General features: G+C 60.0%; 11 protein-coding genes. 1 reads left to right on the forward strand and 10 read right to left on the reverse strand.

Going from position 1 to position 17887, the window contains the following annotated elements:
• The first annotated feature begins 57 nt into the window (after positions 1 to 57).
• Complete coding sequence (locus BN1135_RS16470; RefSeq protein ID WP_042022975.1) at positions 58 to 1185, forward strand: multidrug effflux MFS transporter; 1128 nt, start codon at positions 58 to 60, stop codon at positions 1183 to 1185.
• Positions 1186 to 1189: 4 nt separating this feature from the next.
• Here BN1135_RS16470 and BN1135_RS16475 read toward each other — a convergent pair whose 3' ends face one another.
• The 10 genes from BN1135_RS16475 to BN1135_RS16520 all read right to left on the reverse strand — a co-directional run bounded on the left by BN1135_RS16475 (position 1190) and on the right by BN1135_RS16520 (position 17747).
• Positions 1190 to 1873, reverse strand: coding sequence for a response regulator (locus tag BN1135_RS16475; RefSeq protein ID WP_042022976.1), 684 nt, complete (start codon positions 1871 to 1873; stop codon positions 1190 to 1192).
• A gap of 58 nt (positions 1874 to 1931) precedes the next feature.
• Complete coding sequence (locus tag BN1135_RS16480; protein WP_042022977.1) at positions 1932 to 4520, reverse strand: sensor histidine kinase; 2589 nt, start codon at positions 4518 to 4520, stop codon at positions 1932 to 1934.
• A 126-nt stretch (positions 4521 to 4646) separates the two neighbouring features.
• Positions 4647 to 5174, reverse strand: coding sequence for a potassium-transporting ATPase subunit C (locus tag BN1135_RS16485; protein WP_042022978.1), 528 nt, complete (start codon positions 5172 to 5174; stop codon positions 4647 to 4649).
• A 62-nt stretch (positions 5175 to 5236) separates the two neighbouring features.
• On the reverse strand, positions 5237 to 7294 hold the full coding sequence (gene kdpB / locus BN1135_RS16490) for a potassium-transporting ATPase subunit KdpB (protein WP_052443855.1): 2058 nt from the start codon (positions 7292 to 7294) through the stop codon (positions 5237 to 5239).
• A 68-nt stretch (positions 7295 to 7362) separates the two neighbouring features.
• Positions 7363 to 9057 (reverse strand): potassium-transporting ATPase subunit KdpA, encoded by a 1695-nt coding sequence (kdpA, locus tag BN1135_RS16495; protein WP_042022980.1) that lies wholly within the window; start codon positions 9055 to 9057, stop codon positions 7363 to 7365.
• Positions 9058 to 9412: 355 nt separating this feature from the next.
• Entirely contained in the window at positions 9413 to 10762 is a 1350-nt protein-coding gene (gene gorA / locus BN1135_RS16500) for a glutathione-disulfide reductase (protein ID WP_042022981.1), read from the reverse strand.
• Positions 10763 to 10838: 76 nt separating this feature from the next.
• Positions 10839 to 12806: an ATP-binding protein gene (locus tag BN1135_RS16505; protein WP_042022982.1), complete on the reverse strand. Its 1968-nt coding sequence runs from the start codon at positions 12804 to 12806 to the stop codon at positions 10839 to 10841.
• A 118-nt stretch (positions 12807 to 12924) separates the two neighbouring features.
• Positions 12925 to 16005, reverse strand: a complete 3081-nt coding sequence (locus BN1135_RS16510; RefSeq protein WP_042022983.1) for a multidrug efflux RND transporter permease subunit — start codon at positions 16003 to 16005, stop codon at positions 12925 to 12927.
• Between the two features lie 15 nt (positions 16006 to 16020).
• Complete coding sequence (locus tag BN1135_RS16515) at positions 16021 to 17154, reverse strand: efflux RND transporter periplasmic adaptor subunit (protein ID WP_042022984.1); 1134 nt, start codon at positions 17152 to 17154, stop codon at positions 16021 to 16023.
• Positions 17151 to 17747, reverse strand: coding sequence for a TetR/AcrR family transcriptional regulator (locus BN1135_RS16520; protein ID WP_042022985.1), 597 nt, complete (start codon positions 17745 to 17747; stop codon positions 17151 to 17153). The genes BN1135_RS16515 and BN1135_RS16520 overlap by 4 nt, the downstream gene beginning before the upstream one ends.
• Positions 17748 to 17887: the final 140 nt, after the last annotated feature.

Raw genomic sequence — 17887 nt, forward strand, 5'->3', positions numbered from 1 at the left:
GTAATCGGACAATCGGTATCTCTCTAGAATGGCGACCTCTTGTGAAGGAGGTTTGTCATGAACAACAAGTTGCCACCGCTCTGGCTGGTGGTGGGATTGATGATGTTTCCCCAGATCGTGGAGACCATCTACAGCCCGGTGCTGACCCACATCGCCAGCCAGTTTCGGGTGAGCGAGGGGCAGGCATCCCAGACCCTGTCGGTCTATTTTCTGGCGTTTGCGGTGGGGGTGGTCTGCTGGGGGCGGCTCTGCGATCTGATCGGGCGGCGTCCCGCCATGCTGGCGGGTCTGCTCACCTATGGCGTCGGCACCTTGCTGGCACTGCTGGCTAATCAGTTTGAAACCCTGCTGCTGGCTCGGGTCATCTCGGCCTTTGGTGCCGCGGTTGGATCTGTGGTGACCCAGACCATGCTGCGCGATAGCTATCAGGGTAGCGATCTGGCGCGGGTCTTCTCGGTGATGGGCATAGCACTCTCACTCAGCCCGGTGCTGGGGTTGCTCAGTGGTGGCCAGCTGGCGAGCGGGTTTGGCTATCTCGGAGTGTTCAGCGGTCTGCTGATATTGGCGGTAGGCTTGCTGCTGGTGACCTGCTGGCAATTGCCGGAAACCCGCCCGGCCACCACCCAGCGAGTCGCACTCTGGCCGCTGGCGTGCCGGATGATAAAAGACGGCGGGCTTTGGCGCAGTGCCATGCTGGTCGCCCTGTTCAATACCATGCTGTTTGGCTACTACAGTCTGGCCCCCTTCCTCTTTGCCGGGCTGGGATTGAGCACCGGCGAGTTTGGTTATTCGGGGATCTTGCTGGCGTTGGCGACTCTGCTCGGCAGCCTGCTTAACAAGCATCTGCTGGGAAGAGGGTGGCTGCCGTCATCTCTGGTCAGGCTGGCTTGCGTGCTGGCGTTGATTGCCGGGCTGCTGGTCTGGACAAGTCAGGCCAGCCTCTGGTTCCTGCTGCCCATGATGGGAATCGTGGTGGCCTATGGGGTGGCGATCCCCAATGTGCTGAGTCAGGCGCTGTTGGCCTATCGCGAAGTGGCGGGCAGTGCTGGCGCCCTGTTCGGGCTTGGCTACTACCTGCTGCTCAGTCTGGGGTTGGCGGTGGCGGCCGGATTGCAGGATCTCGGCCTGTTGCTGAGTGGCTGTGGTCTGTTGGCGCTGATTTGCTGCGGGCGTCGTTCCACGTGAAACGTCAGTTGCCGACAAAGCGGTAGCCGATACCGGATTCGGTCTCGATCAGCGTCGGTTGCTGGGGGTTATCCCCCAGCTTTTTGCGCAGGCTGGCGATGACGATGCGCAGGTAGTGGGTGTCCTCCTTGTGGCTCGGCCCCCAGATGTCGTTGAGCAGCTGGGTCTGCATCACCAGCTTGCCGGGGTGGCACACCAGCGCTTGCAGCAGAGCGAACTCCTTGCGGGAGAGAGGGATCTCCTCCTCCTTCATGGTCACCTTGTGGCTGCTGATATCCAGTGTCAGGCCGCATTGGGGGAAGTGGCGCCGCTCGCCGCTGCTGACTCCGGCCCGCTGGCGCAAGAGCACACGGATGCGGGCCATCATCTCACCGATGCCAAATGGTTTGCTCATGTAGTCGTTGGCTCCGGCATCCAGCAGCCGCACTTTCTCCTGCTCCGAATCGCGGGCCGACAGCACCAGCACAGGGTTGGGGTGATGCTCACGAATGGCCTGCAACACCTGAATGCCATCGCCATCCGGCAGACCGAGATCGAGGATCACCAGATCGGGGTTGAGGTGGCGATACTGTTCCAGCCCTTCATTAACCCCTACCGCCTCACTCACCTGATGCCCCTCGGCAATCAGGCTGATCCGCAGAAAGCGACGGATCGCCGCTTCATCATCTATGACCAGAATGTGCGCCATCGAACCTCCAGAGGCGAATGGTGGAAGGGGCTGAGTGACCCGATTTGGCGGTCAACCATCAGACCTCCGGTGAATTGAGGACGAGCGGCAGGGAGATGCGCATGCAGGTGCCGTTGCCATTGGGGCCGGAGAAGGCCCAAATCTTGCCGCCATGGGCCTCTATCATAGCGCGGGAAATGGCGAGGCCAAGCCCGGTGCCACGGCTGCCGCAATCGCCCACCGGCTGGGTGTAGAAGAGATTGAAGATCTTCTCCCGATCCGACTCGGCGATACCGACCCCGATATCGATGATGTCGATGATGAGGTCGGGCTCGGCCAGCATCACCTTGAACTCGATGGGGGTGCCAGCTGGTGAGTAGCGGGAGGCGTTGTCGAGGATATTGACCAGCACCTGCTCGATCAGGGCGCCATGGACATAGAGCTGGGGCACATGCTGATCGAAATGGACCAGCAGCTTGTGCTGGCGCCAGGAGGAGTCGAGCCGCTTGCGGGCGCTCTCCACCAGATCCGCCAGATCGACCCAGTCCCGTTTCAGCTGGAAATCGGGGGAGCCGATGCGGGTCATATCCAGCAGATTCTGCACATAGCTGTGCAGGCGGCGCGCCTCTTCCTGTACCGAGTGGAGCAGTTCGTCGCGGTCTTCGGCGGGGATCCGGTCACCATATTCCAGCAGGGTACTGCCAGCCCCCATGATGGTCGCCAGCGGGGTTTTCAAATCGTGGGAGACCGAGGAGAGCAGGGCGGCGCGCATCCGGTCGGTCTCCGCCTGCAACTGGCTGTCGGCCAGCCGCTCGTTGAGGTCGATCCGCGCCAGTGCAGCGCGAATGTCGGTGAGCAGCGCCTGCAGCTGGTGCTCGGCGGAGGAGGATAGCGGATTGGTCAGCGCTATGCCGATCACCAGATCGTCGCTGAGGTGGTGATACTGCGCCTCGGCGGCATTGAGGGTCGCGGTGTGGGCCCCGGCGCTCTGTTTCTGGGCCAGACACCAGTCGATGGCCGCCTTGTCGGTCTGCCCCGGTCTGTGCTTCTCGTTGCCGAGCCGGTCGTTGAACTCCTTGTCGATCACCACGGTCGGCTGGCCGAGCGCCAGCGAAATGGCCTGGGCACCTTGTCTCAAAACTTCCTCCGGACTGCTGGCGGTGGCCAGTCCCTGACTGAGGGAGAGCAGGGCATTGCCCAGCTGCTGGGTCTCGCGCAGGCCGATCAGCTGCTGCCGCTGGCGGGAGGCGAGCCGTCCCGCCGTCATGCCGACGATAAGCAGCACGAACAGGGTGAGCAGGTCGCTGTGGTTGGCGACGCTCAGGGAGAAGTAGGGGGCGGTGAACAGCAGATTGTGGGCGATAAAGCCCAGCACCGCCGCCAGCGTTGCGGGCACCAGACTGGTGGTGAGGGCGGTCGCCAGCACCCCCAGCACGAACAGCAGCGGCAGGGCGGCGGGCGGCAGCCAGTAGGAGAGCCCCCAGGCGGCAGCCGAGGTGATCCCCATGATGGCCACCGCCAGCAGGCTGTGGTGGATATCCTTCGGGGTCGCGGAGCGCATCCCCACTCCGGGCTGGTGCTTCCCGGTATCGACCAGGGTGATTTCGAGCCCTTGTGCCTGCTTGAGCAGGTGTTGCACCAGCGAGCGGCGCCACGGCGCCTTGTGGGGTTTGCCGAGCAGCAGCTGGGAGACCTGCTGCTGCTCGGCGGTTTCCAGCAGGGTGTTGGCGACCGCCGGGCTGGAGAGGGTCAGCACCTTGGCACCGAGGTGGGAGGCGAGCGCCAGCGCCTGCTCCACATCGGCAGAGCGGCGGCCATTGCTGTCGATATGCACCACCAGCCAGGGAAGTTGGCGGCGCTGGGCAAAGCGGTGGCCATAGCGCACCAGCGCCGAGCCGTGCTGATCGCCGAGGCAGACCATCAGCTTGCCCCGCAGCGGCAAGGTGCTCTTGCCTGCAGCCTGCCACTGCAGTTGCAGATCGCCCTCCACATGGCTGGCGGCGGTCTGCATCGCCAGCTCCCGCAATGCGGTGAGGTTGTTGAGGGAGAAGAAGGATTGCAGCGCAGCCTTGGCCTGATGGGGCACATAGACCTTGCCCTCCTTGAGGCGGCCGAGCAGCTCCTTGGGGGGCAGGTCGATCAGCACCAGACTGTCGGCTTCCAGCAGCACCTGATCTGGCAGAGTCTCTTTCACCCTGACCCCGGTCAGCTGCCACACCAGATCGTTGAGACTCTCCAGATGCTGCACGTTGAGGGTGGTGTAGACGTCGATCCCGGCGTTGAGCAGCTCCTCCACATCCTGCCAGCGCTTCTCATGGCGGCTGCCGGGAGCGTTGCTGTGGGCCAGCTCGTCCACCACGGCGATGGCCGGTTTGCGGGCGAGCAGGCCGTCGAGATCCATCTCCTCCAGTCGCTGCTGACGGTGCATGTGGATCTTGCGCGGCATGATGGCAAGCTTGTCGAGCAGGGCCAGCGTCTCCTGACGGCCGTGGGTCTCCACCACGCCGATCAGGATGTCGACCCCCTCCTTGGCCTGCTCCCGCACTGCCTGCAGCATGGCGTAGGTCTTGCCCACGCCGGGAGCGGCACCGAGAAACACCTTCAGCTTGCCCTTGTGCTCCTGTTCTAGGCTCGCCAGCAGGGCGTCGGCCCTTACCTCATCACGCATCCCCATGCTCCTGCATCAGACTCGCCAGCAGGGCGTCGGCGCTTGCTACATCAGCCATTGTTATCCCTATCGAGCCAACCGCCCGTTTCGAAAATCGAGGTCATCACCAAACCGTAATGGGCGCCATCAGGCGCCCTTTTTATGATCCAGTTGCAGATTCAGCTGGAGAATGTTGACCACCTGCGGGCCAAGGATACCAGCTTGTGTGGCCGACTTGACCTGCTCCGTCAGTTGGGCGGGATCCAGTCCACGTTCTTTGGCGACGCGGTCGACCTGAGCCAGCACCGCATCCAACGGCAGGTGGGGATCGAGGCCGGAGGCGGAGCGGGTCAGCATGGCGGGGGAGCTGGTTTCAGGCTGTGCCTTGGCGGCCTGTTCGGCAAACTCGGCCCGCAGTGGTGAACTCATCCCCAGATTGCTGGCGCTGCCGCCAATGGTGTTGAAGTCGCTGGCGGAGGGGCGGGGATGGAAGTAGTCAGCCCGCTCGAATTTCTGCCCCAGCAGGGCGCTACCGATCAGTTGCTGCTTGCTGTCGGTCAGCTGGCTGCCGTTGGCCTGCCAGGGGAACAGCAGTTGGGCCAGCCCGGTGACCGCCAGCGGATAACCCACGCCCAGCAGCAGGGTCAGGGTCAACAGGGTTCTGATTGCTATCATGATTCTCTTGCTCCAAAAGGATGGCTGGGGATGCGGGTCTGCCCCGCATCCCGGTTATGTCGTTACACCAGACCCAGGCCGGTAATGACCAGATCGATCAGCTTGATGCCAATGAAAGGCACCAGCAGACCACCGACCCCGTAGATCAACAGGTTGCGGCGCAGCAGACTGGCGGCCGAGCCTTTCAGGTCGACACCACGCAGTGCCAGCGGCACCAGCGCCACAATGATCAGGGCGTTGAAGATGATGGCCGACAGGATGGCGCTCTGCGGGCTGCCCAGCTGCATCAGGTTCAGTACCCCCAGCTGCGGGTAGGCGGCGATGAACAGGGCTGGCAGGATGGCAAAGTACTTGGCCACGTCGTTGGCGATGGAGAAGGTGGTCAGGGCGCCACGGGTCACCAGCAGCTGTTTGCCGACCAGCACCACGTCCAGCAGCTTGGTGGGGTTTGAGTCGAGATCCACCAGATTGCCCGCCTCCTTGGCGGCCTGGGTACCCTCGTTCATGGCCAACCCCACGTCAGCCTGCGCCAGCGCGGGCGCGTCGTTGGCGCCGTCACCGCACATGGCGACCAGACGGCCATCGGCCTGCTCCTGCCGGATATAGGCGAGCTTCTTCTCCGGCGTCGCTTCGGCGATGAAGTCATCCACCCCGGCTTCGGCGGCGATGGCGGCGGCGGTTTTCGGGTTGTCACCGGTGATCATCACGGTACGGATCCCCATATGGCGCAGGATCTGGAAGCGAGCCTTGATACCGGGCTTGATGATGTCCTTGAGGTAGACCACCCCCAGCAGTTTCTCCTGAGTGCAGACCAGCAGCGGAGTCCCACCCTGACGGGCGATGCTGTCGACTGACTTGAGCACCAGCTCAGGCACCGCCTTGCGGTCGAGGGAGAGGTAGTTGAGTACCGCATCCACCGCACCCTTGCGATATTGATGACCGTTGCGATCCAGTCCGCTCAGCCGGGTTTCGGCGCTGAAGGGGATCACCTTGTCGCTCTCCAGCTGGCTCGGCTTGGCCATGCTCTTGCTGGCCAGAGTCAGGATGGATTTGCCCTCTGGGGTGTTGTCACCCAGCGAGGCCAGCATGGCGGCTTGTGCCAGCAGGGCGGGGTCGACGCCGGGTGCCGGGATCAGCTCATCCGCCATCCGGTTGCCGAAGGTGATGGTGCCGGTCTTGTCCAGCAGCAGGGTGCGCACGTCACCGGCCGCTTCTACGGCACGGCCAGACTTGGCGATGACGTTCAGCTTCACCAGTCGATCCATACCGGCAATGCCGATGGCGGAGAGCAGACCGCCGATGGTGGTCGGGATCAGGGTGATGAAGAGGGCGATCAGGTAGAGGCGCGGCACCTGGGTGCCGTTGTAGTCGAGGAACCAGGGCAGGGTCGCGACTACCAGCAGGAAGATCAGGGTTAGTCCCACCAGCAGGGCGTCGAGCGCCATCTCGTTGGGGGTCTTCTGACGTTTGGCCCCTTCCACCAGTGCGATCATCCGGTCCAGCGTGCTCTCGCCCGGATTGTTGCTGACGCGCACCCAGATCTCGTCGGAGACCACTGTGGTGTTGCCGGTCACGCCGCTGCGGTCGGTACCCGACTCGCGAATGACGGGAGCGGATTCACCGGTGATGGCGGCCTCGTTGACCGAGGCGATCCCTGCTACCACTTCACCATCTGCCGGGATCATCTCGCCGCTGCGTACCAGCACCAGATCACCCTTCATCAGGCTGGTGGCAGCTACCCACTCGCCCTGACCATCTTTGGTATCTGTCACCCGACGGGCCTTGAGCTGGCTCATGCCCTCTTTCAGGCTGTCAGCTCTCGCCTTGCCGCGCCCCTCGGCCAGCGTTTCTGCGAAGTTGGCAAACCAGAGGGTGAGCCAGAGCCAGGCAGTCAGCTGCCAGGCCAGCGAGGGGGCGACGCCGGAGAGCGGCTGCCCCAGCAGAGACTCCACGGTGGCCATCACGGCAGCCAGCCAGAGGGTGAACAGTATGGGGCTGCCAAACAGCGCCTTGGGATTGAAGCGATAGAGGGCCTCAACCATGGCCTGGATGATCTGTGATTTCTGTTTCTTGCCCTTCACCTGCATGGTGTCGGAACTCATTGCAGTGGACTTGCTCATTTAGAAAGCTCCCAGCATCAGATAGTTGGCCATTGGCATCCGGATGGTGATCGACAGGGTCAGGTTCATCAGAACGCCCCTCCGATCAGGCTCAGATGTTCGGCCACTGGGCCCAGTGCCAGCACCGGCAGGAAGGAGAGACCACCTATCAGCAGGACGGTGATGATCAGCAGGGTAATGAACAGCGGGCCGCTGATGGGGAAGTCCCCTTCGCTCGTCTCCTGACGTGGCGCGCGGGCCAGCTGACCGGCAATGGCCAGTACCGGAATGATGTAGCCGAAGCGACCGAGCAGCATGGCCAGACCGATGGCGATGCACTGCCAGTTGTCACCGGCGGCAAAGCCGGCGAAGGCGGAGCCGTTGTTGCCGGCAGCCGAGGCGTAGGCATAGATGAGGCGTGACAGGCCGTGCGGGCCATCATGGCCGATGATGGTGCTGGCATCTGGCATCAACAGAGTGATACCTCCGATCACCAAAACACCCACCGGCATCACCAGCATGCTGGCGACCACCCACTTCATCTCGGTGATGCCGAGGCGTTTGCCCAGATAGGTCGGGGTACGCCCCACCATCAGGCCGCACAGGAACACGGTCAGCAGCACGAACAGCATCATGCCGTAGATACCGGCACCCACGCCGCCGAACACCACTTCACCCAGCAGCATGTTGATCATGGCGACCATACCGGCGAGGGGGGCAAAGCTGTCGTGCATGGCGTTGACCGAACCGTTGGAGGCGGCGGTGGTCGCCACTTCCCAGATGCTGGAGAGCACAGGGCCGAAGCGGCTCTCCTTGCCTTCCCAGTTGCCTGCCATATTGCTGGCGTCAGTGGTGAGGTGGGCGAGGGCCGGATCCAGTTTCATCTCCTGAGTGATGGAGACTAAGAGCCCCAGCACCAGCATGAGGGTCATGGCGCCGAGAATGGCACGGCTGTGGGCCATGTCTTTCACGTAGCGGCCCAGCGTAAAGACCATGGCGGCGGCGATGGTGAGCAGAGTGACCATCTCCAGCCAGTTGGAGAGGGCGGTCGGGTTCTCGAACGGGTGGGCCGAGTTGATGCCGAAGAAGCCGCCGCCGTTGGAGCCGAGCTGCTTGATGGCGATCTGCGAGGCCGCCGGGCCGAGCGGCAGCAGCTGCTCCTGACCTTCCAAACCGTGGAACGGCAGATAGGCGGAGAGGCTTTGCGGCACCCCTTGCCACACCAGCACCAGCGCCATGATCAGCGCGATTGGCAGCAGCACGTAGAGGCAGAAACGCACCAGATCCTGCCAGAAGTTGCCAAGGTTGATGGTCTGCTGGCGGGCGATACCGCGGAACAGCGCGACTGCAACGGCGGCGCCCGTCCCTGCGGAGACGAAGTTCTGGGTGGTCAGGCCCACCATCTGGCTGAAGTAGGAGAGGCTGGCCTCACCGGAATAGGCTTGCCAGTTAGTGTTGGTCATAAAGCTGACCGCGGTGTTGAAGGCGAGTTGCCAGCTCAGACCCGGCAGTTGTTGCGGGTTGAGGGGCAGCAACCCCTGCGCCATCAGGATCAGGAACAGCAGGCCGAAACCGGCGCCGTTGAAGGCCAGCAGGCTGAGGGTGTAGGACTTCCAGTCCTGCTCCCGACCATCGGTGCCGCAGCAAGCCAGAGTGGCGCGCTCGACCGGTGCCAGCCAGCGGGTTTTGCCTTCAAATACCCAGTAGATGTAGTTGCCCAGCAGCGGTGCCGGCAGCAGAACCAGCAGCACGAAAGCCACCGGATAGATTACTTCTTGCCACATATCGGTTTCCTCACTCGTGACTGCGCGTGAGTGCGCGCAGCAGATAGACCATTAAGGCGAGGACGAGCAGCAGATATAGCCAATTCATATCGACTCCATTGAGATAATTTGCGCCGAGAGTCGATGTAAATCCCTATCGACCTCGTTGGTGTAATTGACGTTGAAAGGGTATGTAAAACAGGCGTAAAGGCGCCATAAAGCGCCATGTGGCAGGCGTAAAATCGGCGTAAAGAACGGCGGTTTTGCGAGATAAATGGCGAGGAGGGATCAAAAAACCCGGCCTGAGCCGGGTTTGGGTGAAGGGTTACATCGTTGTCGAAGCTGGTTGCTCGTGACAGGCCAACTTCATCCGCCCTTAGCGCATTGTCACGAACTCTTCGGCACTGGTCGGATGGATAGCAACGCAGTTGTCGAAGTCTGCCTTGGTGGCGCCCATCTTCATGGCGACGCCGAAGCCCTGCAGGATTTCGTCCATCGCAAAGCCTATACCGTGCAGACCGACTACCTTCTCTTCCGGGCCGACACAGACCAGCTTCATCCGGGTGGGTTGGCGATGCTGGGTCAGCGCCGAGTACATGGCGGTGAACTGGCTGCTGTAGACCTTCACCTGATCTTCACCGTATTCGGCGATGGCTTCCGGTTCGGTCAGGCCGATGGTGCCGATGGGCGGGTGGCTGAACACCACGGTCGGCACCAGATCGTAGTTGAGGTGCTCGTTCGGCTTGTTGTTGAACAGCCGCTCACTGAGGCGACGGCCCGCAGCAACGGCTACCGGGGTGAGCTGGATGCGACCTGTGTTGTCACCCACCGCATAGATGTTGGCGACGGCGGTGTTCTGAAACTTGTCGGTCGGGATAAAGCCCTTCTCGTCCAGCGCTATGCCTGCGGCAGCCAGATTGAGGTTGTCGGTGGCAGGTGCGCGGCCGATGGCCCAGATCAGGCAGTCGACGGTGAGGTGGCGACCATCTTCCAGCTGCAGGGTCAGGCTGTTGTCGGCGTTCTTGAGCACGGCTTTGGGAATGGCGTGGGTGTGCAGCTTGGGCCCTTCATGCGCCATGATTTCGACCAGTGTCTCATGGATCATGGGGTCGAAGTTGCGCAGCGGGGCGTGCTTGCGTACCACCAGATGGGTCTCGGAGCCCAGCGCCTGCATCACGCCCGCGATCTCGACTGCGATGTAGCCCGCACCCACCACGGCAACCCGCTTGGGTTGGCTTTGCAGGTCAAAGAAACCGTCAGAGTCGATACCCAGCTCGGCACCCGGGATCGCCGGAATTTCCGGGCGGCCACCGGTAGCGATCAGAATGTGATCGGCGGTGTAGTGCTCGCCATTGACCTCGATGGTGTTGCTGCTGACGAAGCGGGCGAAGCCCTTGATCACCGTAATCTGGTTCTTGCCCAGCACGTTCTGATAGGACTGGTGAATGCGGCCGATGTAGGCCTGGCGGGACTCGACCAGCTTGGCCCAGTTGAAGTGGTTGAGGGTGGTGTCAAAGCCGTAGTCGGCGCCATATTTCAGGGCATCGGCGATTTGGCCGGCATACCACATGGCCTTCTTCGGTACGCAGCCGACGTTGACGCAGGTTCCACCCAACTCTTTGGCTTCAATCAGGGCAACTTTTTTACCGTACATGGCAGCTCGGTTGGCAGAGGCGATACCGCCGCTGCCGCCGCCGATGGCGATATAGTCAAAATGCTGTGCCATTGCGAGGTTCTCCGCTCATTAAGAATGCAATCACAGCATGATGGGGATAAAGCCGCTGGCTCACAAGAGCCAGCGTTCAGTTATGTTGGATCGGCAGGCGAATATGGAACTGGGCACCATTGCCCGGCTCGCTGATGCAGTTGATGCGGCCACGGAGCAGTTGCACCACCAGATTGTAAATGATGTGGGTGCCCAGCCCGCTGCCACCCTGACCCCGCTTGGAGGTGACGAAGGGGTCGAAGATGCGCGGCAGTATCTCCGGTGGTATGCCACGGCCATTGTCCGAATAGTCGATCAGCAGGTCTTCTCCCTGTTGCTCCACCTTGATGGTGATTTTTTTTGGTTTGTCCCAGTTGTCGAAACCGTGGTTGATGGAGTTGAGGATCAGGTTGGAGTAGATCTGGGTAAAACTGCCGGGGAAGGAGAAGGTCGACAGCTTGGGATCGCACTGGATATCTACTTCGCACTGGCTCTTCTTCAGTTTGTGGCCGAGGGAGACCACCACCTGATGAAGGTTGTCGGCGAGACTGAAGTTGTAGCGTGCTTCAGATGACTGATCGACGGCCACCTGCTTGAAGCTGGCGATAAGCTCCGAGGCGCGGCGCAGGTTGCTCTGCAGCAGTTGCATTGACTCATCGAGGTTGACGGTGAACTCGGTGAGATAGGAGCGTGACAATTGCTTGGAGTCGATGTGTGACTTGAAGTCAGCAACCCGCTCCTGCAGGTAGGAGGAGGCGGTCACGCTGATGCCGATCGGGGTGTTGATCTCGTGCGCCACCCCGGCCACCAGTGAACCGAGGGAGGCCATCTTCTCCGACTCCACCAGGGTTTGTTGGGCCTGTTTCAGGTCGTCGTACGCCTTGCCCAGCTGGTTGTTGGCTTCGCTCAGGCTGCGGGTACGCTCCACCACCTTGCCCTCCAGCTGTTCGTTGAGCTGGATAATCTCCCGCTCGACCTTTTTCAGCTGGGTGATGTCGTAGCCAAACCCGATCTGGTACTTGAGATTGGGGCCATCGTAGAAGGGCACGAAGGTCCACTGCAGCACCAGCTCGTGTTCCTGCTGGTCATGCATGATGACCTCTTTGTCCGATAGCGAACCATCTGCTGACAAAATGTCGGTAATCTCTGCCCGCTTGTTCGGACTAACAAACAGATCCAGCCAGTTGTGCTGCAACAGCTCCTGCTGGTGGTAGCCGGTCAGCAGGATGGCTGCCGGGTTGATGCTGGCGATGGTCAGGTTCGGCTCCATGCAACAGATGATCATGTTGGCGGAGTTGATCAGAGTGGCGGAGAAATCCCGCTCCTGTTGCAGCTGTTCGACCGCTTGATGGCGGGCAACCAGTTCGTCACGCAGTCGGGTGCGCATCTGGTTGAGGGTCGAGACCAGGGTATCCAGCTCATCCATTTTTTGGCGTGGTTGTGGTCGCCCTTCCAGCTCAAGTTCCATATCGAGGCGGTCGAGATTGAATTTCTGGGCATAGTTGGCAATGCGATTGATGTGTCTGACCACCAGGTAGTAAATGATGATCAGGATACAAAATGAGACCACCAGGGTCTTGATGGTCTGGCTGACCATGATCAGCACCGATTTTTCGATGAGGCGCTGGTAGATCTGCTCAAGGGAGGCCGCGACGAACAGTTTTCCGACGATTTCCCCCTGATAGGTGAGGTTAAATTCGCGGGAGATATCGTAGCTTTCCCGCTCGACCCCCTGGGTCAGCAGCGGCACTTCGGAGTTGCCGAGCATCTCCTTGACCATCACGAACTGCATGTTGGGCAGGTTCATGATCCCTTCGATCTGCACCTTGACCTGCTCTTCATCAAGGTTCCACAAACTGGCGGCGATGGGTTGCAGAAAGGAGGCTTCGATTTGGCCGATGCTGTCTTCGATAACGGCGACATCCTTGCGGTAATCCCAAGCGAGCTGAAGAGCCGTGATGATCAGCGCCAGTACGGTACTGCACACCAGAATGTAGGAGAGCAGGCGGTATGAGAGCCCGTTACGGCCCACGGCCTTGGCGGTCTTGGAGAAGAGTCCTGACATGGCGTCCTTGCGGTCTGGATAGTGTTTTTTTTAGTTTAACTGCTTCATGCACTTATGTCGTCTTTCCTGAGCGTCATAAAAAAGGCCCCTGGTCGGGGCCTTGATATGCTGTTGATGATCAGTGTCCGCCGTTTGCCTTGGGCGGAATGGTCTCATCAAATACCGGCAAGGGTTTGTGCTCGGAAGCCAGATAGGTGTAGATCACCGGCAGCACAAACAGGGTAAACAGGGTACCGATGGCTAGGCCTGCCACGATGACGATACCGATACTGAACCGCTGTGCTGCCCCTGCGCCTGAGGCATAGAGCAGCGGGATCAGACCGGCAATCATGGCGGCTGTAGTCATCAGGATTGGCCGCAACCGCACCTTGGCAGCTTGCATCACAGCTTCCATCCGGTTCATGCCGCGCAGCAGCTGCTCTTCCTTCGCTACTTCACAGATCAGGATGCCGTGCTTGGTAATCAGGCCCACCAGGGTGATGAGGCCCACTTGCGAGTAGATGTTCATGGTCGCCAGTCCCCATGCCAGGGCAATCAGTGCCCCGCTGATAGCGAGTGGCACCGAGACCATGATGACCAGCGGGTCGCGTACCGATTCGAACTGGATCGCCAGCACCAGGAAGATGATGGCCAGCGCCAGCGCGAAGGTGGCATAGAGCGCATTGCCTTCGGTGACGAACTGGCGGGCTTCACCCATGAAATCGTAGCGATAGCCTTGCGGCAGCTTCTCGTCGGCGACGGTCTGGAACCAGTTGATCGCATCACCCATGGCCACACCCGGTGCCGGAACGGCGCCGATGGTGGCGGAGTTCAGCTGGTTGAAGTGGGGCAGTGCACGGGGCTCGCCAACCACTTCAATGCTGATCAGGCTGCCGAGCGGGATCGACTTGCCGTCTGCGGCCCGCACGTAGTAGCCATTGATGGATTCCGGATTGAGACGGTACTTGCGCTCGACCTGCGGGATCACCTCGTAGGAGCGGCCATCCAGGTCGATACGGTTGACGTAACCGTCCGCCATCATGGTGCCCATGGTGATGCCGATGTCTTGCATGGTGATGCCATAGGCACCCGCCTTGTCCTTGTCGATCTTGATCTTCATGGTGGCGGAGTCGTAGTTCAGATCGAGATCCGAATAGACGAACTGACCGTTACCCTGAGCGGCAGCCAGAATTTCACCGGCCACCAGGAACAGGCTTTCGAAGCTGTTCGGGGTGGTGATGACGAACTGAATTGGCAGGCCACCGGAGGCCCCCGGCAGTTCCGGGAACTGGAAGGTGGTGACAGCCATACCCGGGATGTCTTTCACCAGATTGGCGACCCGATCCAGCACCTCTTTCTGGCTCGCTTCACGTTGACTCCAGGGCACCATGGAGGCGATACCGAACGCCTGGTTGGCGTTGAACACCCCTGAGAAGACCTGGGAGAAGGCGATCTCGGGCTGGTCGTCGAGGATCTTGTTCACATCCGCCATGGTGTTTTCGATGTAGTCCAGGTTGGCGTTGGACGGTGCGGTACCCAGCACGGCCATTACCCCCTTGTCCTCTGACGGTGCCAGTTCGCTCGGGATGAACTTGAACAGCAACGGCAGGCTGCCGAATACGATGATGGCGAACACCACGATGACGATGCGCTTTTTCATCACTGCGTGCAGCATGCTGTCGTAGCGTTCGGTCATCCGCTCCAGCAGGTGGTGGACTGTGCTCTCGAACTTGCCCGGTGTTTCGTTAGCCTTGAGCATCTTGGAACACATCATCGGTGACAGGGTCAGGGCGATGATGCCCGAGACGAACACTGCGCCAGCCAGGGTCAGGGCAAACTCCTTGAACAGGGAGCCGGTAATGCCCCCCATCAGGGCGATTGGCGCGTATACCGCCGCCAGGGTGACCGTCATGGCGATGACCGGCACCGCGATCTCGCGGGTACCGATAATGGCCGCCCGGAACGGCTCTTCTCCCTGTTTGATATGACGGTCGACGTTCTCCAGCACCACGATGGCGTCATCGACCACCAGACCGATCGCCAGCACCATCGCCAGCAGGGTCATCAGGTTTATCGAGAAGCCAAACATATCCATCATCATCACCACGCCGATCAGACTGAGTGGAATAGTGATGATCGGGATGATGACCGCACGGAACGAGCCGAGGAACAGGGTGATCACCACCAAGACGATGGCCGCGGCCTCGAGTATGGTCTTGATGACCTCGTGGATGGACTCGTTGATCGCCACGGTGGAGTCATACATCACGTTGAGATGCATGGTGGTCGGCATATTGCGCTCAAGACTCGGCAGCAACGCCAGCACATCGTGGGCGATGGTGATGGGGTTGGCTGTCGGGGCAGCGTTGACCGCCATGACCACGGCTTCGCGGCCGTTGGCACTGGCGCGGTAGATGTCGTGGCTCTTCTCCAGGCTCACCTTGGCGATGTCGGAGAGGCGGATCACCTTGCCGTCCCGGGTCGCCACCACTAGGCGTTTCAGTTCGTCGACATCTTTAACCTGAGTTTCGGCATTACCGTTGAACAGGCTGAAGTAACCGGTCGCCTGACCTGTGGCTGACTGATAGTTGTTGCTGTTGAGCACCGTCATCACGTCGCTGGCGGTCAGGTTGAAGGCCGCCATCTTGGCCGGATCCAGCCATACCCGCAGGGCAAATTCGACCCCGCCGTAGAGGTCAACCTTGGAGACCCCGCCCACGGTAAAGAGCTGTGGCTTGATAACTCGCTCCAGATAGTCGGTGATCTGGCTGGAGTTGAGCTCCGGGCTGGTGAAGCCGAGGTAGAGCACCGCCGTGGTGGAACCGGTGGAGGAGGTGACCGAGGGGTCTTCCGCCTCTTTCGGCAACTGGGAGCGCACCGAGTTCACCTTCGCCAGAATGTCGGACAGTGCGGCGTTGGGGTCGGTGTTGAGCTTCATGTACGCGGTTACGGTTGAGCTACCCAGCTGGCTGGAAGAGGTCATGAAGTCGATGTTGTCGGCTTGCGCGACCGCCTGCTCCAGCGGCTGGGTGATAAAGCCCTGGATCAGGTCAGAACTGGCACCATAGTAGCCAGTGCTGACGGTGATCACCGTGTTGGTGACTTCGGGGTATTCCCGGACCTGCATCTTGAAGATGGCCTGAAAGCCCAGCAGGGCGATCAGGAAGCTGAGCGAGATCGCCAGCACCGGCCGTTTTATAAATATGTCAGTAAATCGCATCGCAGATCTCCGCGCTTACAGCATCGGGGTTTGTGCCGGGACGGCCAGAGCATCGTTCTCGACCACATGCACCTTGGTGTCGTTGCTCAGGCGAACCTGGCCCGACAGTACGATCTGGTCACCGGCCTGGATGCCAGAGAGCACATGCACGTCATTGCCGCGTCGTTCACCCGCCTTGACCACGACCTGCTTGGCTCGCAGCACTTTCACCTTGTTACCTTCTTTATCGATCTCTTCGCCTTGTTTGAGGACGTAGACATTCTGACCGTAAAGGGTGAAGGAGATGGCGGTTTGCGGGATAACCATCTGATCTTTCACCGTTGGCAAAATGATGCTGGCACGAGCGAACATACCGGAACGAAGTTGGCCTTCGTTATTCGGGATATCAGCCTGCACCTGGATCAGGCCGCTCTGGTAGTTAACGGCTGGCTCGATGGCAGTAATGTGGCCGTCAAACTGGGTCTGCGGATAGGCATCCACATTAATCTTGACGATCTGGTTCAGGGTGATTTTGGAGATGTCGGTCTGGGGCACGGTGAAGCGCAAGCGCATCATGCTGGTATCTTCCAGTCGCACGATATCGGTACCCGGTTGCAGGTACTGACCGAGGAAGACGTTGCGCAGGCCGACCATACCACTGAACGGGGCGCGGACTTCACGACGGGTAATCGTGGCTTTGAGGCTCTCGATATCCGCTTCCAGTGAACGGAAAGATGCCTCGGCGTCATCCAGCTGCTCTTTGGAGATCGAGCTGGTCTTGTAAAGATTCAGGAAGCGATCGAACTTGGCCTTGGCTGCGGGCAGCTTGGCTTGGGACGCGCGCAGATTGGCTTTTTCTACGCTGGAGTCCAGGCTCAGCAACAGCTGTTCAGCCTTAACGCGCGTGCCCGACTCAAAGGTGATGGCATCAATGGTACCGGCTAGCTCGGTAGACAGAGTGACCCCCTGGTTTGGCTCGATGAAGCCGATTGCCTCTATGGTCGGTACCCAGTCTTGCGCCTTGGTCACCATGGCGGTGACAGGGAATTCGGGTTCTGGCCGGTTGGCCATGTATTGGGCAATCATCTTTTGTTTGAACAAATTGAAACCGATGACGCTGCCAAACAAGGCAATCGCAATCAGCAGCATAATGGCCATCCACTTTTTCATGAACAGGCTCCTGAGGTAGACGTGATGGGGGGTAAAATGGCGTTCCAGCTGGCCAGAATCGCAGTTTCCAACTGCGCTTCGGTCAGCGTGATGTGATGCACCCTGCATTGCAGGGCCAGATGCATGACACTGTCCAGGCTCAACACCTGGAGTGCTCGTATCGGTAAATCAATAAACAGTCCTTGTTCAACGCCCTGTTCAAAAAATCGGTCCAGAGGCTCCCATGCGGCGAGGATGACAGGATTTGTCTCCAATTCTGCCCCTAGCGGAGAGCTCTCGTACTGCAATTTGCACTTGATAGCGTTGGGTTCGTTAACAAAAATGGCATGAATATTTAGCCATAGTTGGCGGAATTGTTGAAATACAACTTTGTCGACATCTACATCAGCCATGACCATGGGGACACACTGCAAGATGGTGTGCTGATGGAGCTGCCGAACCAGATCATCCTTGTCGGCGAAGTAGCGATAGATGGTGCCGGTGGCAACGTTGGCCTTTTTGGCAACTTCTGCAATAGAAAGACCATGAAAGCCCCGTTCACCCAGCACTTCATGGGCAGCATTGAAGATGCACTCTTTTTTATCTGGACTCATCTGTGCTATTTTCGGTTGAATGAACGTTCATTCATTTTAGGCTGGCATAAAACCAAGTCAAGGTAGCAAGCCAAGATGACACAAAAGATCAGCGCACATTCTGTCGTTTGGTGTATTTATGGAGGGAAACTGCGATAAAA

This window comes from Aeromonas sobria (assembly GCF_000820145.1).
Classification (GTDB): Bacteria; Pseudomonadota; Gammaproteobacteria; order Enterobacterales; family Aeromonadaceae; genus Aeromonas; species Aeromonas sobria.